The following is a 19,682-nucleotide window of genomic DNA, read 5'->3' as shown; positions in this document are numbered from 1 at the left end:
TGATCCCGCCATGACCGCGCGACAACCCGCAACCGGGCGTGCCGTAGGCGCCAGACCGACGAGGAGGACGCGCGATGTCCATGATCTCCCTCACCTTTCCCGATGGCGCCTCGCGCGATTACCCCTCCGGCACGACCGCCGCCGAAGTCGCCGCCTCGATCGCGCCGAGCCTGGCGAAGAACGCCATCAGCGCCAGCCTCGACGGCCGCCACATCGACCTCGCCTGGCCCATCGAGACCTCCGGCGCCCTCGCCATCAACATGCTGAAGGACGCCGCCCCGGCCCTCGAACTGATCCGCCACGACCTCGCCCATGTCATGGCCCGGGCGGTGCAGGAGCTTTGGCCCGACGTGAAGGTCACGATCGGTCCGGTGCGCGACTACGGGTGGTTCTACGACTTCGACCGCGCCGAGCCCTTCACGCCCGACGACCTCGCCGCGATCGAGGCGAAGATGCGCCAGATCATCGCCGCGCGCGACCCGGTCCGCACCGAGGTCTGGGACCGCGCCCGTGCCCGCGCCCATTACGAGGCCGCAGGCGAGCCGTTCAAGCTTGAGCTCCTCGACCGCATCCCCGGCGACGAGCCGATCCGCATGTACTGGCACGGCGACTGGCAGGACCTCTGCCGCGGCCCGCACCTGCAGCACACCGGTCAGCTTCCCGCCGACGCCTTCAAGCTCACCCATGTCGCGGGCGCCTACTGGCTGGGCGACGCCTCGCGCCCGATGCTGCAGCGCATCTACGGCGTCGCCTTCCGCACCAAGGACGAGCTCAAGGCTCATCTGACGATGCTGGAGGAGGCCGCGAAGCGCGACCACCGCAAGCTGGGCCGCGAGATGGAGCTCTTCCACATGCAGGAAGAGGCGCCGGGCATGGTGTTCTGGCACCCGAACGGCTGGGCCATCTACCGCGAGCTGGAAGCCTATATGCGCCGCCGCCAGATTGCCTATGGCTACAAGGAAATCAAAACCCCGCAGGTCGTGGACCGCATGCTGTGGGAGCGGTCGGGCCACTGGGAGGCCTATCGCGAGAACATGTTCATCGTCGAGGTGGACGAGGAAGGCGCGAAGGAAAAGCGCATCAACGCGCTGAAGCCGATGAACTGCCCCTGCCATGTGCAGGTCTACAACCACGGCCTCAAATCCTACCGCGACCTGCCGCTGCGGCTGGCCGAGTTCGGCTCCTGCCACCGCTACGAGCCCTCGGGCGCCATGCACGGGCTGATGCGGGTGCGCGGCTTCGTGCAGGACGACGCGCATATCTTCTGCACCGAGGACCAGATCGAGGCCGAATGCGCGGCCTTCCTCGAGATGCTCTCGGGCGTCTACCGCGATCTCGGCTTCGAGACGTTCGACATCAAGCTCTCCACCCGCCCGGACGTGCGCGTCGGCAGCGATGCGATCTGGGACAAGGCGGAGGCCGCGCTGGCTGGCGCGATCGACAAGGCGGGCTATCCCTACGAGGTCAATCCGGGCGACGGCGCCTTCTATGGCCCGAAGCTCGACTTCAAGCTGACCGACGCCATCGGGCGCGAATGGCAATGCGGCACCTTCCAGGCCGACTTCAATCTGCCCTCGCGCCTCGGCGCCGAATACATCGGCCCTGACGGGGCGACGCACACGCCGGTCATGCTGCACCGCGCCATCCTCGGCAGCTTCGAGCGGTTTCTGGGCATCCTGATCGAGAACTACGCCGGCAAGCTGCCCTTCTGGCTCGCGCCGCGGCAGGTGGTGGTGGCGTCGATCGTTTCAGATGCCGACGCCTATGTCGAGGAGGTGACGGCGGCGCTGCGGCTGGCGGGAATCCGCGCCGAGGCCGATACCCGCAACGAGAAGATCAACTACAAGGTGCGCGAGCATTCGTTGGGCAAGGTGCCCGTGATTCTGGCCGTCGGGCAGCGCGAGGTGGCCGAGCGCACGGTGTCGATGCGCCGTCTGGACCAGCAGGGCAGCCGCAGCCTGGCGCTTGACGAGGTCGTCGCCTGCCTGCGCGACGAGGCCACACCGCCCGACCTGCGCGCGTCGGCGGCGAAGTGACGCAACGTTACATCTGTTAACGAAAGCCGCTTGCAATCCGCGGCGAATCGAGGATTCTTACTTTTGCGTGAGCTTTGACTTTCTAACGCCTCTCCCCTTCACGGGGCAGCCGGACTGACGAAAGGGCTGCACGACCCCGGGGCATTCCGCCGCGGGAACTTGAAGGAGAGACAGGTCATGGCGACCGGCACGGTGAAATGGTTCAACTCCACCAAGGGCTACGGCTTCATCGCCCCCGATGACGGCGGCAAGGATGTGTTCGTGCACATCTCGGCGGTCGAGCGCGCAGGCCTGACCGGCCTCAACGACAACCAGAAGATTGCCTACGAGTTGCAGTCCGGCCGCGACGGCCGCGCCTCGGCCAGCGATCTGAAGCTGCTCTGATCTGCCGCCGCCCCCGACGGGCGGTCAGCGGAAGGGTAAACGGCGGCCCGCGTTCCCGAGACGCGGGCCGCCGGCGTTTCAGTTCCCCGAGAGACACCCGCGCAGCCACGCCGCCAGCCGCTCCGGGTCGGGCTCCGGGTCGTCTGCCGCCGCCCGCACCATCCGCGCAGGCGCCCAGACGACCGCCCTGCCCTTCGCAGCCGCCGCCTCGATCTCCGTCCGGCTGTCGGCCACCGGCAGCCCGAGCCGCGCGGCCAGAGCCCAGGCCCCCTGATCGAGCGCCAGCAGCCGCAACTGCGCCGGGTCGCCCGTCTCCGGCAGCGGCAGCCCCGGCGCATCCGGCACGATGACCGCAGCCCGGTCCGGCATCGCCTCCGAGGCGCGGACCACGGCCGGCGCAGCCCCCTGCGCCTTCGCGGCCGCGAGTTCCCCCGCACGCCGCTCCAGGCTGAAGCCGAGCCGCCCCGGCACCAGGTCCAGCTTCTCGACCGTCACCCGGACCGCCGCGACCGGCTGCGCCAGCACCCGCGCCGCCACGTCCTCGGCCAAGGCCTCCAGCGTATCGAACCGCCGCGCGGCGAGCGCGCCCGCCACCGCTCCGACCAGCAGGTCGTAGCTCAGCACCCTGTCCACGTCGTCACCGGTCGCCGCCGCCGGCTGCGCCAGGTCGGCCTCGAGCGAGAACATCAGCCGCTGCGTCCGTCCGCGCTCGCCCGCGAAGGCGCCGACCTCGACCTCGAGCAGATGGTCGCGCAGATGGATGCGGTCGGGGGTGCGTTCGGTGTCCATGCCGCGGTGATGCCGCCCGTTGACGCGGCGTGCAAGGCGGGCCGCATCATTTCGCAGTTGCAGCAAACACCGCGCCGCCGCATTCTGCGTCGGGTCATGAGCGCCCCCGACCCTGCCCTCGAAATCACCCCCACGGCGCCCATCCGCCGCAGCGTCCACGGCTGGCGGTCGAAGTGCCTCCAGCGGCTGATCCGCATCGGCCTGCCGGTGCCGACCACCTTCGCGATCCCGGTGGGCGTCGTCCGCCGCATCGCCGCGGGACAGCTGCCGCCGCGCGAGATGCTGACGCAGATGATCCGCGCCGCCGACGGTCTCCTCGCGGTGCGCCCCTCGGCCGTCGATCCCGACTGGGGCGGGCCGGGCACCGTCCTCAACGTCGGCATCAACGACAGCTGCCACTCGGCCCTCGCCCGCCGCATCGGCGGTGACGCGGCCGACCGGCTCTACCTCAACTTCGTCCAGTCCTACGCCGTCAACGTCGCCCGCCTCGACCCCGACGCCTTCGCGCAGGAGGGCGAAGGCGCGCTCGCCGCGGCGCTCGCCGCCTTCCGCGGCGAGACCGGCGAAGGCTTCCCCCAGGACCCGGCGCAGCAGCTGGCCGAGGTGCTGCGCTCCATGGCCCGCGCCTGGGACGGCCCTTCGGCCCGCCTCCTGCGCGAGGCCAAGGGCGCGCCCGCCGATGCGCCGCTGGGCCTCGTGGTGCAGGACATGGCGATCGGCCTCGGCCCTGGCCTCACCGGCTCGGGCACGATCCAGTTCGTCGATCCCGTGACCGGCGGCCCCAGGATCTCGGGCCGCTTCCTCGGCCAGACCCAGGGCCGCATCCGCGGCGAGGGCGCGAGCGAGCTCTACCTCGCCCCCGACGCGCGCGGCCCGGCGCTGCAGCAGGCGGCGGCCGAGATCTTCGACGAGCTGGTCCGTGCCGGCGAGGCTGTCCGCCGCCGCCTGCGCGAGGAGATGCGGATCGACTATGTCCTGACCGAGGGCAAGCTCTCGATCATCGACGCGGTGAAAGTGCAGCGCAGCGCGCGCGCGGCGGTCAAGATCGCGGTGGCGCTCGCCCGCGACGGCGTCATCCCGCCCGAGGAGGCGGTGATGCGGGTCGAGCCGCGGGCGATCACTGACCTCTTGCATCCGCAGGTGGACCCGCGGGCGCCGCGCGACGCCATCCTGCGCGGCATCGGCGCCTCGCCGGGCGCCGCCACGGGGCGCATCGTCTTCTCCTCGGCCCGCGCGCAGGAGGCCGCCGCCCGCGGCGAGGCCTGCATCCTCGTGCGCCGCGAGACCACGCCCGAAGACGTGCGCGGCATGCACGCCGCCCGCGGCGTCCTGACCGAGCGCGGCGGCATGACCAGCCACGCCGCCGTCATCGCCCGCGGCTTCGGCCTGCCCTGCATCGTCAGCGCCGCGGGTCTTCACATCGACGCGCGGTCAGGCTGGATGATGGCCGGCAAGCGCCGCTTCCTCGAGGGCGAGGAGATCACCATCGACGGCACCTCCGGCGAGGTGCTGGCCGGCGCCGCGGAGCTGCTGCCGCCCGCCGTCGACGACGACTTCCGCACGCTTCTCGCCTGGGCCGACGCCGCCTGCGACATGGTCGTGCGCGCCAATGCCGACAGCCCGGCCGAGGCCCGCGCCGCCCTCGGCTTCGGCGCCCAAGGGATCGGGCTGGCGCGGACCGAGCACATGTTCTTCGAGGCCGACCGCCTGCCCGCCATCCAGGAGATGGTCTTCGCCCACAGCGCCCAGGACCGCCGCCTCGCGCTCGAGCGCATCCTGCCGATGCAGCGCGCCGATTTCGCCGAGCTTTTCGGCATCATGGCGGGCCTGCCGGTCTGCATCCGCCTGTTCGATCCGCCGCTGCACGAATTCCTGCCGCAGGATCGCGAGGGCATGCGGGAACTGGCCGAGACGCTCGACCGCCCGCTCTCCGACGTGGTGCGGCGGATCGAGGCGGTGTCCGAGGCGAACCCGATGCTGGGCATGCGCGGCGTCCGCCTGGGCCTCGCGGTGCCCGAGATCTACGACATGCAGGCCCGGGCCATCTTCGAGGCCACCATCGACGCCGCCCGCGACGGGGCGCCCGTGGTGCCCGAGATCATGATCCCGCTCGTCTCGGCCATGCGCGAGGTCGAGATCGTCAAGACCCGCATCGACGCCGTGGCCGCGGCGGTCAGGAACCAGCGGCGCACGGCCTTCGACTACCGCCTCGGCGTCATGGTCGAGACCCCGCGCGCCTGCCTGCGCGCCGGTGACATCGCGGCGCATGCCTCCTTCATCAGCTTCGGCACCAACGACCTGACGCAGATGACCTATGGTCTGTCGCGCGACGACGCCGGCCGGTTCATGGGCACCTATGTCGCGCAGGGCGTCTGGCCCGAGGACCCGTTCCACATCCTCGACCAGGACGGGGTGGGCGAGCTGATCCTGACCGGCGCCACCCGCGCGCGCGAGAGCCGGCCGGCGATCACGCTCTCGGTCTGCGGCGAGCATGGCGGCAACCCGGAATCCATCGCCTTCTGCCGCCGCGCGGGCCTGGATTACGTCTCCTGCTCGCCCTTCCGGGTCCCGGTCGCCCGCCTCGCCGCGGCGCAGGAATCGATTCGCTCACGCCTTCGTGGGGATTCTCCCGCCAGTTGATCGACTTAGCAGCGGGTCGGCGGCGATTGGCTCAACCCGACGAATCGCGCCGGCAGGTTTCTGCCAGTTTTAATCAAATGCAGCGCTTCGGCGGCTGAATCCGGAACCGACGGGTTCCGGCGCGCCACCGGGCATGTCTAGGTCGCCGGTGATCCGCACGGGCCACCTGCTCGCGGCCCCTGCGGCGCATCCGCCTGTATCCGAAACCAGCCCGCGAATCACTGGATTCCCGGGACAAGGACCAGTCATGCCTGCTGTAACCAGTTCTCTCTCGTCCAAGACTCTCTCGCTTCGCCTTGTCCTGACCGTCGCCCTCGCGCTGCCCGCGGCCGCGACGATCCTCCCCGCCTCCGCCAACGCCGCCCAGGCAAGCGCGACCGACCTCAAATGCTTGGCGGACACGATCTATTTCGAAGCCCGCGGCGAGCCGATCGCCGGCCAGAAGGCGGTGGCCGAGGTGATCCTCAACCGTGTGGACGATCGCCAGTTTCCGAACTCCGTCTGCGGCGTCGTCAATCAGGGCAAGGCCGGCGCCTGCCAGTTCAGCTACAACTGCGGCGGCAAGCAGCGCCCGATCCGCGAAAAGGCCGCCTATATGCGCGCCCATGACGTGGCCGAGGCGGCGCTGAACGGTGCCCCGCGGACGCTGACCGAAGGCGCGACCTACTTTCACGCGACCTCGGTGCGCCCCTCCTGGTCACGCAAGTTCCTGCGCACCGCGCGCATCGGCAGCCACATCTTCTATCGCCCGTCCGGCAACCGTCGCGTCGCGTCGAACTGACGCCGCCGCTTATGCCTTTGCGCCCGGCCCTGCGGCCGGGCGCTCGCATGTCACGTCGGCCGCCGCTCCGCCCAGCCCGCGAAGACCCGCTCCAACGCCACCACGATGTAGTAGAGCGCGATCCCCAGCACCGCGAGCGCGATCAGCACCGCGAACATCAGCGGATAGTTCGACGCGATCCGGCCGGAGTCGAACAGGCTCCCCAGACCCTTCCCGTGCGGCGTCACGATCTCCACGAGGTTCGTGCCGATGAAGGCCAGCGTCACCGCGACCTTCAGCGCCCCGAAGAACTCCGGCAGCGTCTTCGGCAGCGCGATCTTCCAGAACACCGTGAAGCGCGACGCCCCGAGCGAGCGCAGGATGTCGCGGTATTCCGGCTCCAGCGTGGAAAGCCCGATCGCCACCGACACCGTGATCGGGAAGAACGAGATCATGAAGGCGACGAGGATCGTGTTGAAGTCGTGCTGGCCGATGAAGACCAGCGCCACCACCGGCACCACCGTCGCCTTCGGGATCGCGTTGAAGCCAACCAGCAACGGGTAGAGGGCGTCGTTCATCAGCCGGCTGAGGCCCATGATCATGCCAAGGATGGTGCCGACGACCACCGCGAGCCCGAGGCCCACGACCGTCCGCCACAGCGTCTCCCAGGCTTTGACCGCGAACAGCTCGCGATACTGCCAGAAGGCGGGCCAGAGGTCCGAGGGCGCCGCCATCTTGTAGGTCGGCCATCCCATGTACCAGACCCAGGCCTCCCAGATGGCGAGGAAGACCAGGATCGCGATGATCGGGGTGACGATTTTCTGCACTTCGTCGCGGGTCATGCCGGGATCTTCTCGTCCTTGCGCCCCTGCGCGATCTCGATCTGGTCGCGCAGCGTGGCCAGCCACTCGACCGATTGCGGCTGGTAGAGCATCTCGATCGGCCGCGGCCCCGGCAGCGGCACGTCGAGGACGAACTGCGTCGTCGCCGGGCGCCCCGACAGCACCACCACCTGATCGGCCAGATAGACGCTCTCGCGCAGGTCGTGGGTGATGAGCAGCGCGGTGAAGGGCTCCTCGGCGCGGAGCTGGTGCATGAGCTGCCACAGGTCCTCGCGCGTGAAGGCGTCGAGCGCGCCGAAGGGCTCGTCGAGGATCAGCACGTCGGGCTTGTGGACCAGCGAACGGCAGAGCGAGGCCCGCTGCCGCATCCCGCCCGAAAGCTCCGAGGGCCGCTTGCCCTCGAACCCTTCTAGGCCGACCATCGCCAGAAGCTCGCGCGCCCGCGCCTCCTTCTTCGCCTTCGGCATCCTCGGCGCGACGATCTCCAGCGGCAGGATGACGTTCTGCAGGATCGTGCGCCATTCCAGCAGCACCGGGTTCTGGAACGCCATGCCCACGGTGCTGCGGGGCGAGCGCACCCGCTCGCCATGCAGCCAGACCTCGCCAGCGTCGGGGAACATCAGCCCCGCGATCAGCCGCGTCAGCGTGGACTTGCCGCAGCCCGAGGGGCCGACGACGGCACAGAAGCCGCCTTCGGGGACCGAGAGGCTGAGGTCGTCCAGCACCGGCAGCGCGCCGGCGGCCGTCTTGTAGGCGTGGGTGACGCCCTTGATCTCGATGAGGTCTGTCATCCGCCGCCTTGCCTGTCCGACGCTTTTTTCATTCGGCGCCGCGTCGGGCGCGGCGCCGTGGGGTTGGTCAGCCGCCGGTCACTCGACCATCAGGCTGCCGTCGTCGGGGAGATAGGCGGGATCGAAATAGCGGCTCGCATCCGGCTCGTTCTGGAACTCGTAGGTCTGCGCCAGTTGCTCCAGCGAGCGGGCGAAGCGGTCCGGGTCGATGTTGCCGAGGCCGTTCTCGCGCACCCAGTCGGTCATGATGTTGTCGCGCAGCGCCAGCTCCAGCCGCCGCACCTCCAGCTCCTGATCCATCGCCGGGTTGCGCGACACCATCGCGGCGACGCCCGCCGCCGGGTCATTGACGGTGTCCTGCAGCCCCTTGGCGACCGCACGCAGGAAGCCCGTGACCTTCTCCGGGTTCTCGGCGGCGAAGTCGGTATTGGCGATGATCGCGTTGCCGTAGAGGTCGAGGCCGTAATCCGCCATCAGCAGCACGGTCATGTCCTCCTCCGGCACGCCGAGGCGGACGGTGTTGAGGAACGAGGTGAACGAGAAGCCCGTGACCGCGTCCACCTGCCCCTCGGCCAGCATCGGCTCGCGCGTAGGAAAGCCGACCGGCTCGATCGTCACCTGAGAGACGTCAATGTCGTTCTCGGCCGCGAAGACCGGGAACTGGGCCCAGGCGCCGTCAGGCGGTGGCGCGCCGAGGGTGTGCCCCTCAAGGTCCTTCGGCGCCTCGATCCCGAGGCTCTTGCGGCCGACGATCGAGAAGGCGGGCTTGTCGTAGAACATCATCACCGCCGTCACCGGCGCGTCGGGGTTCTGGTCGAGGAACTTGATGAGGCTCGCCATATCGGCAAAGCCCACCGGATAGGCGCCGGTGGCGACCTTCGGAATGGCGTCCAGCGAGCCCTGCCCCGCCGAGATCTCGACCGTCAGGCCCTCGGCCTCGAAATGGCCGTTGTCGATGGCCATGAAATAGGGGGCGGCCGGACCCTCGAACTGCCAGTCGAGCGCGAAGGGCATAGCGGTCTGGGCGGAGGCCGCGCCCGTGAGGGCGAGGGTCGCAGCGGCGGCAAGGCGCAGGAACATGGGCGGTCTCTCCTGTTGGCGCCGGTCGGTTTTTCCCTGCCGCTCATGGATGGCGGCTCCGGCTTATGGCGTTATCTTGCAAGGACCCGGCCAGCGCCGCGGGCGGCGGATGGAGTGGTCCCAAGGCAGTGTTACTGGCGGGTTTTCCGCCTGTCCATGCCGATGGCCCGGCCGCAGTCGCGCGGCCGGGCCGGAGTTCAGCGCGCCGCAGTCCTCAGAGACGCGCCGCAATCGCCCGCGAGGCGGCCGGAACGGTGAGGGCGAGCAGCACCGACTTCAGCAGGTCGCCCAGCAGGAACGGCACCACGCCCGCGGCCACTGCCTGCTCGAAGCCCACGAAGCCCGCGAGCCAGAGCGCGCCGGTCGCCAGGATCAGCGCGCTGCCCAGCAGCGCCAGCGCGAAGGCATGAAGGACGCCGCGGATCGGCGCCCGCTGCGCCAGCCCGCCGACGACGAAGGCGGCGATGAGAAAGCCCGCCATGTAGCCTGCGGTGGGCCCCATGAGGTAGGCGATGCCGCCGCCCGAGGCGAAGACCGGGACGCCGAAGACGCCGTAGGCCAGCCAGGCGGTCACGGCCGAGACCGCCAGCCCGCGCCCGAGGACCAGCGCCAGCAGCAGCACCGCGAAGGTCTGCATCGTCGCGGGCACCGGCCACATCGGCACCTGGATGCGCGAGGCGAGCGCGATCAGCGCCGCGCCGCCGACGATCGCGACGGTGGTGCGGAAAGCGCGCGAGCCGGTCGGGGCGCGGAGGGTGGTCTGGGTCATGATGGGCTCCTTGATGTCTGTCACGCTCTGGATGGCTTGCGCCGCGGGGCCGCGCAAGGGCTCAGGCGGTGATACCGCCCCGCACCGCCCCGAAACCAGCGTCACGATCACGCCTGCGTGCCGCCCGCGCGCCGCATTTGCCGAAAGCCTCGCCCCGTGGCAGCGTGGCGCCGCCTGCCCTCGCGGAGCCTGCCCCATGCGCGGACCGATCCTTGCAGCCCTTCTCGCGGCCCTCGCCCTGCCGGTCGCCTCGCAGCCGGCGGCCGAGGCCCCGCTGCCCGAACGGCGCGTGATCCTCAACGAGGGCTGGGACCTGCCGGGCGGCGACCTCGCCCAACTCTTCAACACCACCGAGGCCGCCTGCGCCCGCGCCTGCCTCGCCGACACGGCCTGCGTGGCGCTGACCTACAACCACCGCTCGCGCGCCTGCTTCCCGAAGGGCACAGACGCTGGCCCCGCGGTGCCCTTCGCGGGCGCGTCCTCCGGCCCGGTCCTCGTCACCGACCCCGCGCGCGCCGCCGCGGCCGCCGCCCGCGCCGAGGCGGCCTCGTGGCTCACCCCTGAAGACCGCGCCGACCTGCTGGCACAGGCCGGAGGTCTCGGCACCGCCTATCCCGGCACCGGCGAGGGCGCCGACGCGCTGCGCGGCTACGCCGCCGAGGCCGAGGCCGCGGGCGACACGCAAGGCGCGATCCGCTGGACCGGCGCCGCCGCCGCGCTGAGCGATGCGCCCGACGACTGGCTCGTCCTCGCCCGCCTTCTCGCCGCCGCCGCGGATGCGGACGACGACTGGACCCGCCGCCGCGCCGCCATGTCCGCCGCGGCCAACGCCTGGCTGCGCGACCCCGGCCCCGGCAGCGCGGCGCTGCGCCTCTGGGCCGAGCAGGCCGAGCGCATCGGCCGCGGCCGGGACGGGATGCTGGCGCTGCGCGACGCGCTGGCCGCCGACCCCGACCCGGCCCTCGCTCGCGCGCTCGCCGGCTTCGAATCGCGCCACGGCTTCCGCGTGATGGATACCCAGGTGGATGCCGACGCCCCCGCCCCGCGCGCCTGCGTGCTGCTGTCCGAGCCGCTGATCCGCGGCACCGACTATCGCAGCTTCGTGGCGCTCCCCGATTCCGTCCTCGCGGTCGAGGCCGAGGACAGCCAGCTCTGCGTCACCGGCGTCACCCATGGCGAGGAACTGCGCCTGACCCTGCGCGCGGGCCTCCCTGCCGCGTCCGGCGAGGTCCTGTCGCGCGACGTGCCCGTCACCCTCTACATCCGCGACCGCACCCCCCAGGCGCGCTTCACCGGCCGCGCCTATCTGCTGCCCGCGAGCAGCGATCAGGGCCTCACCCTCAGGACGGTCAACACCGGCACCGTGGCCCTCGCCCTCTACCGCATGTCCGACCGCAACCTCGTCCGCTCGCTGCGCGACGGCACCTTCGCGCGCCCCCTCGCCGACTGGCGGGCCGAGACCTTCACCGCCGAGATGGGGGAGCGCGTCTGGACCGGCGAGGCGGATATCGCCCCCGCCGCAGACGGCGGCCCGCACCCCGTCAACGCCGAGATCGCCACCCGCCTCGACATCGCCGCCGCCGCCGGACCGCTGGAGCCCGGCGTCTACGCGCTGACCGCCACCGTGCCCGGCCTGCCCGAGGACCGCAGTCCGGCCGCGACGCAGTGGTTCATGATCTCCGACCTCGGATTGTCCACCTATTCGGGCACCGACGGCCTCACCGTCGTCGTCCGCGGCCTCTCGGGCGCCGCCGCCAGGCCCGGCGTCGCGGTCGAACTGGTCTCCCGCGGCAACGCCATCCTCGGCCGGGCGCTGACCGACGCCGAGGGGATCGCCCGCTTCGATGCAGGCCTCACCCGCGGCCGGGACGCCGCAGCCCCCGCTCTCGTGACCGCCGCCAGCGGTGCGGAGGACGCGACCGAGGACATGGCCTTCCTGTCGCTCCTCGACCCCGAATTCGACCTCTCCGACCGTGGCGTGGAGGGCCGCGCGCCCTCGCCCCCGGTGGACATCTTCGCCACCACCGACCGCGGCGCCTACCGCGCGGGCGAGACGGTCCACGCCACGATCCTCGCCCGCGATCCCGCCGCGCGCGCGCTCCCCGGCCTGCCGCTCACGGCGGTCATCTTCCGCCCCGATGGCGTCGAGGCCGCGCGCATGATGCCGCAGAAGGCGGGCGATGGCGGCTTCGTGCTCGACTGGCGGGTGCCCGACACCGCGCCGCGCGGCAGCTGGCGCATCGACCTGCGGCTCGAGGCCGACGGCGCGCCGCTGGCCAGCCTGCGCCTGCTGGTCGAGGATTTCCGGCCCGAGCGGATCGACCTCGACCCGGAACTCGCCCCCGGCCCCTTCGCTGCCGTGGACAGCCTCCCCGCCGCGCTCGAAGCCCGCTGGCTCTACGGCCCGCCCGCGGCCGATCTGCCGGTCGAGGGCGAGTTGCGGCTCGCGCCCGCGACCGAAGTGCCCGGCTGGGAGGGCTACCGCTTCGGCCGCCACGACGAGCCCGCCGACCCCGAGATCGTGACCCTCCCGCCCGGCCAGACCGACGCCGCCGGCCGCTGGCAGGGCGAGATCGCGCTGCCGCCCTCCCTCGCCGCCGCCACCCGGCCGGTCGAGGCCACCCTGATCCTCGCCGTCCGCGAAGGCGCCGGCCGCCCGGTCGAGCGGCGCGAGACGCGCCTCGTCATGCCGCAGCAGCCGGTCGTGGGCATCCGGCCGGAGTTTTCCGATGCGGTGCCCGAAGGTGGCGAGGCCGCGTTCCGCGTCATCGCCCTCGGCCCCGACCTCGCTCTGCGCGATGTCCCGGCCGAATGGGTGCTGAACCGCATAGAAACTGAATACCAGTGGTTCGCCCTCGGCGGCGACTGGATGTGGGAGCCGGTGACGCGCCGCACCCGCGTCGACGGCGGCAGCCTCGCGCTCTCGGCTGAGGGTCCGGCGAGCCTCGCGGTCCCGGTGAACTGGGGCGAATACGAGTTGGTCGTGACCACCGCAGCCGGGGCCGAGACCGCGATCACTTTCCAGGCCGGCTGGGGCGCGGCCACCGCCGGGACCGACACGCCCGACCGCCTGGCGGTGACACTCGACCGCCCCGCCTACCGCGCGGGCGACACCGCGCGCGTAACGATCGACGCCGCCGCCGAGGGGGTTGCGACGGTGGCGGTCCTCTCGAACCGCGTCCATTCGCTTACCACCGTCGCGCTGACCGAGGGGCTGAACACCGTCACCCTGCCCGTCACCAACGACTGGGGCACCGGCGTCTATGTCGCCGTCACCGCCATCCGCCCCCTCGGCCTCGACCCCGCGCCGTTGCGTGCGCTCGGCATCGCCCATGCCGCCGTGGACCCCGGCAACCGGCGCCTCACCACGAGCCTCATCGCCCCCGCCGAGACAGCGCCGCGCCAGACCGCCACCGTCCGCCTGATGGTCGCGGGCGCCGCCCCCGGCGACACGGTGCGCGCCACCGTCGCCGCCGTGGATCAGGGCATCCTCAACCTCACCGGCTTCACCGCGCCCGAACCCGCCGGCTGGTATTTCGGCCAGCGCCGACTCGGCGTGGCCTTGCGCGACCTCTACGGCCGCCTGATCCTGCCCTCCGGCGCCCGCGACGGCGCGATCCGCACCGGCGGCGACGCGATGAGCGCCCGCAGCCTCGCCCCGCCGCCAACCGAGGCGCTGATGGCCTGGTTCTCCGGCCCCGTGACGGTCGGCGCCGACGGCATGGCCGAGCTTTCCGTGCCGCTGCCGGACTTCAACGGCGAGGTGAAGCTGATGGCCGTCGCCTGGACCGCCCGCGGCATCGGCGAGGCCGAGGCCACGATGCTGGTCCGCGACCCGGTGGTGATGACCGTGACCGCGCCCGCCTTCCTCGCGCCGGGCGACACGGCCGAGGCGCAGGTCGCGCTAACCCATGTGGCGGGTCCGTCCGGTGCGGTCGCCCTCGGCGCCGAGGTGACGAACGGCCCGGCCCTCGCCCTCGACGGCCTGCCGCCCGAGGTGACGCTGGCTGCGGGCGAGCGCGTCACGACTGGCCTGATGCTGGCGGCGCCGGAGGGTGAGGGCACCACAAACCTGACCCTCACCGCGACCCTGCCCGATGGCCGGCAGGTGACGAAGGACCTGACGATCCCCATCCTGCGCCTCGACCCGGCGATCACCCGCGCCACGCGCATCACCCTCGCGCCCGGCGCGTCGGCCCTGCTCGACCCCGCCACCCTCGGCGCCTTCCGCCCCGGCACCGGCACCGCCACGCTCACCACCGGCGCCTTCGCGCAACTCGACGTCGGCGCGGCGCTCACCCGGCTCGCCACCTACCCCTACGGCTGCACCGAGCAGATCGCCGCCGCCGCGCTGCCGCAGCTTTATGTCGCGGGCCTGGTGCCCGGCGCGCCCGAGGCGGCACGTCCGATGGCTGATGCCATCGCGGAAATCCTCACCCGCCAGACCTCCGAGGGCAGCTTCGGCCTCTGGCGGGCGGAATCGGGCGATCCCTGGCTCGACGCCTTCATCACCGATTTCCTGCTGCGCGCCCGGACCGAGGGCCATGCCGTTCCCGAGGCGGCGCTGACCCGCGCGCTGCAGAACCTGCAGAACCACCTCAACGCCGCGGGCGAGCCGCAATATGCCGACGCCTCGCAGAACGCGGCGCTCGCCTATTCGGCCTATGTGCTGTCGCGCGAGCATGCCGCCGCGGTCAGCGACCTGCGCTACTACGTCGATACCGCCGCCGACCACTTCGCCACACCCATGGCCGCCGCGCATCTGGGCGCCGCGCTCGCCGCCTATGGCGACGTGGCGCGCGCCGACGCGATGTTCCGTAGGGCGCAGGCGATGCTCGCCCGCGGCGCGCCTGAGCCGCAAACCGGCTTCCGCACCGACTACGGGACGCCGTTGCGTGACACCGCCGCGGCGCTCGCTCTTGCGGCCGAGGCCGGGACGCAGGCGGTGGACCGCGAGGCGGCGGCAACGCAGCTTTCGGCCATGATCGGTGAACGACGCGCCGAGGGCGCGGACCTCTCCACGCAGGAGGCGCTATGGGTCGTGCTCGCCGGCCATGCCTTGCAGACCGGGCCGGACGCGGGCGCAGGCGTGGCCCTCGGCGGCGCGCCGCTTACGGGCCCGCTGGTTTCGCTGGGCGAGCCGACGGGCCTCGCGCCCCTCGCACTCGAGAACCGCGGCGAAGCGCCGATCGACGTGACCCTCGCCGTAACCGGCGTGCCGGTCGAGCCGCTCGCGGCGGGCGGCACCGCCTGGCAGATCACCCGCCGCTACTTCACGCCCGAGGGCCTGCCCGTCGATCCGGCCCAAGTCGCGCAGGGCACCCGTCTCGTGGCGCTGCTGGAGGTCACGCCGCTCGCCGAGGGTGGCGGGCGGCTGATCGTCACCGACCCGCTGCCCGCGGGTTTCGAGATCGACAACCCCAACCTCATCGGCGCGGGCGAGATCGCCGGGCTCGACTGGCTCGGCGGCCTTGCAGGGACGGACATGGCCGAGTTCCGGCAGGACCGCTTCGCCGCCGCCGTGACCTGGGGCGCGGCCGAGCCCTTCACCCTCGCCTACCGCCTCCGCGCCGTCATCCCCGGCCGCTTCAGCCACCCGGCCGCGACGGTCGAGGACATGTACCGCCCCGAGCGCCGCGGCTGGACCGCGAGCGGCCATGTCGAGATCACCCGCTGACGCCGACCGCCGCGCCGGTCGGCGGCTGATCGCGGCGGCCGTTGCCCTCGGCCTCATCGGCGCGGGGCTGGACGCGGGCCGCGCGGCGCTCGACCGCTGGGTCGCGGCGACGGAACTGCCGGCGCTGGCCGTCGCCACCGGGACCGAGGTGCTGGCCCGCGACGGCAGCCTGCTGCGCGCCTTCCAGGTCGAGGACGGGCTATGGCGCCTCGCCCCGCCCGCCGCCGGGGTGGACCCGGCCTTCATCGAGATGCTGATCGCCTGGGAGGACCGCCGCTTCCGCAGCCACGCGGGCGTTGACCCCCGCGCCGTCCTGCGCGCCGGCGCTCAGGCGATCCGCCACCGCCGCGTCGTCTCCGGCGCTTCGACCCTCTCGATGCAGGTCGCGCGGCTCTTGGAGCGGGGGCCGACCGGCGACTGGGCGGGTAAGCTGCGGCAGGCCCGGGTGGCACTGGCGCTCGAGCGGCGCCTCGGCAAGGAGCGCATCCTGCAGCTCTACCTGACGCTCGCCCCCTATGGCGGCAATGTCGAAGGGGTGCGGGCGGGGTCGCTGATGTGGTTCGGCAAGGAGCCGCAGCGGCTGGCCCCCGCCGAGGCCGCGCTGCTGGTCGCGCTGCCGCAGGCGCCGGAGGCGCGCAGGCCCGACCGCGAGGCGGGGCGCAGGGCAGCGAAGGCGGCACGGGACCGGGTGCTGGCGCGCGCCCATGCGCTCGGGCTGATCGACGCCGAGGCGCTCGCCTCGGCGCAGGCCGCACCCTTGCCCGACCGCCGCCGCGATTTCCCGACGCTCGCGCCGCTGCTCGCGCAACGGCTCGCGCGCGAGAACCCCGGCGTGCCGCGGATCGAGACGACCATCGACCCCGCCCTGCAGCGCGCCGCCGAGGCGGTGGTCGCGCGCGCCACCGCCGGGCAGGCCGCGCGGGTCTCGGCCGCGGCGATCCTGGCCGATCACCGGACGGGCGAGATCCTCGCCCATGTCGGCACCGCCGCCTGGTCCGACGAGGCCTCGGGCGGCTTCATCGACATGACCCGCGCGCTGCGCTCGCCCGGCTCGACCCTGAAGCCTTTCGTCTATGCGCTGGGCTTCGACGACGGTCTGATCCATCCCGAGACGCTGGTCGAGGACCGCCCCACCGCCTTCGGCCGCTGGCAGCCGCAGAATTTCGACGGCCATTTCCGCGGCACCGTGACCGTGCGCCGGGCACTGACCGAGTCGCTGAACATTCCGGTGCTGGCGGTGGCGGAGGCGCTCGGCCCGGCGCGGATCGCGGCGGCGTTCCGGCGCGCGGGGATGCGGGTCGAGGTCGCGGGCGGGGTGCCGGGCCTGGCGATGGTGCTGGGCGGGGCCGGAGTGAGCCTTGAGGATCTGGTGCAGGGCTACGCGGCGCTTGCGCGCGGCGGGCGGCCCGTGACGCTGCACGTCCACCCCGGCGCGACGGGCGGCGAAGGCACCCCGCTCGTCGGCCCGGTCGCGGCCTGGTACACGGCGGCCACCCTCGCGCAGATCGCGCCCCCCACCGGGGCCGAGGCCGGGCGTCTCGCCTTCAAGACCGGCACCAGCTACGGCCACCGCGACACGCTGGCGGTCGGCTTCGACGGCGGCTTCGTCGGCGGCGTCTGGCTTGGACGGCCGGATGGCACGCCGGTTCCCGGCGCCTTCGGAGCCGACCTCGCGGCGCCGGTGCTGTTCGACCTCTTCGACGCACTCGGCCCCCGCGCGGTGCCGCTGCCCCCACCCCCGTCCGAGGCCCTGACGCTCTCGACCGCGCGGCTGCCCGCCGCGCTGCGGCGCTTTCCGCCCGCCCTTGCGGCGCCGGCCGAGGCACCGCGCCTGACCACGCCGGGCGGCCGGCTCGCGATCCTGTTCCCCCCCGAAGGGGCCGAGATCGCCCCGCGCGACGCGCCCCTCACCGTCCGCCTGCGGGGTGGCACGCCGCCCTATCAGTGGCTGCTGAACGGCGCCCCCGCCGCCGCGGCCCTGCGCGGCGAGACCGCCGAGGTCGCGGCCACCCCCGGGTTCTCCGAACTCGCGGTCATCGACGCGCAGGGCCGCTCGCAGCGCGTGCGCTTCCGGCTGCTTGCGCCCTAGACCGCCACCGTCTCGAACCGCGCCGGCAGCGTCACCTCCAGCAGTTCCACGTCCTCGCTCGGCTCGGCGTAGCGCGTCACCATGCCCGGCGGGATCACGAAGGCGTCGCCCGCGGTGAGGCCGAAGGGCTCCTTGCCCTCGCCTTCCAGCGTCATCTGCCCCTCCATTACGAAGGTGAACAGAATGTCGCCATCGTGGCGGGTAGCGGGGATCGGCCCGTCGCCGCGGCGCACGACCTGCACCCCCGCGACGCCGCCGGTGTTCTCGCCGATGGTGGTGTCACGGGCGATGAGGCCGGGGATGCGGAACGGGCGCCACTCGGCCCCTTCGGCGCGGTGATGGACGAAGCGCTGCCCCTCCCACACGCGGTCCGGCCGGGCGGGACCGTTCGGCAGCTGCATCTCGTGGTCGATCTCGGTCACATGCTCGGCCGGGACGCCGATCTCGATTACTTGCAGATTATCGGAGGCGTGCAGCACCCGGTGCCGGATCGTGGGCGGTTGGATCACGCAGTTGCCCGCCTCGAGGCGGAACGGCTCGCCCTGGTCCTCGTAGACGAGGTCGACCCAGCCGCGATAGCAGAAGATCAGCTGGAAGCCGACCTTGTGGAAATGCACCATGTCCGGCACCGGCCCGCCCGGCACCGCGATGTGGCTGGCGATGATCGAGCCGCCGAGGCGCGAGGGCACGAGGTCGCGGTAGCGCATCCCCGCCCGGCCGATGATCCACGACGCCTGATCCTTCAGCCGCCGCACGACGAAGGCATGCTCGGTCGGCGGCAGCACGAGTGGCGGGTTCAGTTCGTCGATCTCGACGCGGGTGCCGTTCGGGGCGGTGAGGCTGCGCCGTCCGTCCGCGAAGCCGTCCGGGTCGTCGGTCAGGATGCGGATGGTGCCCGGCGGCTCGGGGGCGTCCTTCTCGATGCGGAGCCTGAGCCCGTGGCCGGAGAACACCGCAACGGCCGGGTCGTCGGCGGGGTAGATCATGTCCATCCGCATCCCGAGAACCTTGGTGAAGAACGGGATGTCGTCGCGCAGCTCCTGCGTGGGCAGGCGGACCTCGGCCCGCGTCTCGGCGGTCGCGGCGGCGGCCGCGCCGCCCGCTCGGCTGATCGTCCGGGTGAAATTGTCGGCCATGCGCGCATCCCCTCCGCTGCGGCCGCGGCAGGCTGTCGCGGAATCCGCTGGATTTCAAGGAAGGCGTTTCCTAGCGTCCGCCGGAACGTATCGACGAAAGGAATTTCTCGGATGATCGCACGAAGCGTCCTGGTCCTGGCACTGGCCGCAGGCGGCATGGCGGCGGCGGGTGCGCCGGCTCTGGTCACGGTGAGCGGAGCGGTCGGCAACACCAACCGCGCTCCCGTGGACCCGCTGCGCGACAAGCTTTTTGTCGACAACGGCAACGACTTCGACCGGGCGCATGCCTTCACGCTCGAGGCGCTGCGGGCGCTGCCCCAGACCACCGTGCGGGCCGACTTCCCCTTGGGCGGGGAGGTTTTCGAGTTCAGCGGCCCCAGCTTCGAGGCGCTGCTGGAGGCGGCGGGGGCGTCGGGCGAGACGGTGACGGTGCAGGCGCTCGACGGCTACACGGCCGAGATCGGCAGCGACGAGCTCAGGGCCAACGGGGCGATCCTCGCGCTCGACATGGGGGGCGAGCCGCTCGATATCGGCGGTCTGGGCCCGGCAATGGTCGCCTATCCGCGGGCCGAGCGGGAGGATCTTGCCGGAATGAACGACGATACCTGGGTGTGGCAGGTCTTCCACGTCGGGGTCGAATAGGCGCGGCAGATCAGCCCGGCGCCCAAGAAAAGCTTGTCACAGGGAGA

At 72.3% G+C, this 19,682-nt stretch carries 13 protein-coding genes; 7 read left to right on the top strand and 6 right to left on the bottom strand.

Annotation, left to right across the window (positions count from 1 at the left end):
• Positions 1-74 precede the first annotated feature (74 nt).
• Together thrS and GI374_RS15815 are read left to right on the top strand one after the other, a co-directional pair.
• Positions 75-2,036 carry a threonine--tRNA ligase gene (gene thrS, locus GI374_RS15820; RefSeq protein ID WP_154338019.1) on the top strand — a complete coding sequence of 654 codons (1,962 nt, stop codon included), beginning with the start codon at positions 75-77 and terminating at the stop codon, positions 2,034-2,036.
• Positions 2,037-2,213: 177 nt separating this feature from the next.
• On the top strand, positions 2,214-2,420 hold the full coding sequence (locus GI374_RS15815; protein ID WP_154338018.1) for a cold-shock protein: 207 nt from the start codon (positions 2,214-2,216) through the stop codon (positions 2,418-2,420).
• 78 nt (positions 2,421-2,498) lie between these two features.
• Here the strand turns inward: GI374_RS15815 and GI374_RS15810 are convergent, their stop codons facing one another.
• Positions 2,499-3,209, bottom strand: a complete 711-nt coding sequence (locus GI374_RS15810) for a dihydroneopterin aldolase (RefSeq protein WP_154338017.1) — start codon at positions 3,207-3,209, stop codon at positions 2,499-2,501.
• Between the two features lie 96 nt (positions 3,210-3,305).
• On the opposite strand from GI374_RS15810, the gene GI374_RS15805 reads away from it, so the two are divergent.
• Positions 3,306-5,849: a putative PEP-binding protein gene (locus GI374_RS15805; RefSeq protein ID WP_154338016.1), complete on the top strand. Its 2,544-nt coding sequence runs from the start codon at positions 3,306-3,308 to the stop codon at positions 5,847-5,849.
• A gap of 148 nt (positions 5,850-5,997) precedes the next feature.
• Complete coding sequence (locus GI374_RS15800) at positions 5,998-6,630, top strand: cell wall hydrolase (protein ID WP_370515406.1); 633 nt, start codon at positions 5,998-6,000, stop codon at positions 6,628-6,630.
• Positions 6,631-6,680: 50 nt separating this feature from the next.
• On the opposite strand, the gene GI374_RS15795 is transcribed toward GI374_RS15800, so the two are convergent.
• The 4 genes from GI374_RS15795 to GI374_RS15780 form a co-directional block, all read right to left on the bottom strand.
• The gene (locus GI374_RS15795; protein ID WP_154338014.1) at positions 6,681-7,451 is read right to left on the bottom strand and encodes an ABC transporter permease; all 771 of its coding nucleotides are present in this window, start codon (positions 7,449-7,451) and stop codon (positions 6,681-6,683) included.
• Positions 7,448-8,242, bottom strand: a complete 795-nt coding sequence (locus GI374_RS15790; RefSeq protein WP_154338013.1) for an ABC transporter ATP-binding protein — start codon at positions 8,240-8,242, stop codon at positions 7,448-7,450. The genes GI374_RS15795 and GI374_RS15790 overlap by 4 nt, the downstream gene beginning before the upstream one ends.
• A 78-nt stretch (positions 8,243-8,320) precedes the next feature.
• A complete protein-coding gene (locus GI374_RS15785) occupies positions 8,321-9,322 on the bottom strand; it encodes an ABC transporter substrate-binding protein (RefSeq protein ID WP_154338012.1) in 1,002 nt (333 codons plus the stop codon).
• Positions 9,323-9,536: 214 nt separating this feature from the next.
• Entirely contained in the window at positions 9,537-10,091 is a 555-nt protein-coding gene (locus GI374_RS15780; protein ID WP_195759956.1) for a biotin transporter BioY, read from the bottom strand.
• A 196-nt stretch (positions 10,092-10,287) separates the two neighbouring features.
• On the opposite strand from GI374_RS15780, the gene GI374_RS15775 reads away from it, so the two are divergent.
• A complete protein-coding gene (locus GI374_RS15775) occupies positions 10,288-15,768 on the top strand; it encodes an alpha-2-macroglobulin family protein (protein ID WP_154338010.1) in 5,481 nt (1,826 codons plus the stop codon).
• Positions 15,749-17,857, top strand: a complete 2,109-nt coding sequence (pbpC, locus tag GI374_RS15770) for a penicillin-binding protein 1C (protein ID WP_154338009.1) — start codon at positions 15,749-15,751, stop codon at positions 17,855-17,857. The genes GI374_RS15775 and pbpC overlap by 20 nt, the downstream gene beginning before the upstream one ends.
• Here pbpC and GI374_RS15765 read toward each other — a convergent pair.
• Entirely contained in the window at positions 17,854-18,993 is a 1,140-nt protein-coding gene (locus tag GI374_RS15765) for a cupin domain-containing protein (RefSeq protein ID WP_154338008.1), read from the bottom strand. The genes pbpC and GI374_RS15765 overlap by 4 nt on opposite strands.
• Positions 18,994-19,104: 111 nt before the next feature.
• On the opposite strand from GI374_RS15765, the gene GI374_RS15760 reads away from it, so the two are divergent.
• A complete protein-coding gene (locus GI374_RS15760) occupies positions 19,105-19,635 on the top strand; it encodes a molybdopterin-dependent oxidoreductase (protein WP_154338007.1) in 531 nt (176 codons plus the stop codon).
• The last annotated feature ends 47 nt before the right edge of the window (positions 19,636-19,682 follow it).

Origin of the sequence: Paracoccus sp. S-4012, assembly GCF_009674885.1 — a bacterium.
Classification (GTDB): Bacteria; Pseudomonadota; Alphaproteobacteria; order Rhodobacterales; family Rhodobacteraceae; genus Paracoccus.
Note: the sequence above shows the minus strand (reverse complement) of the source record. Positions and strands in the feature narration are given on the sequence as shown.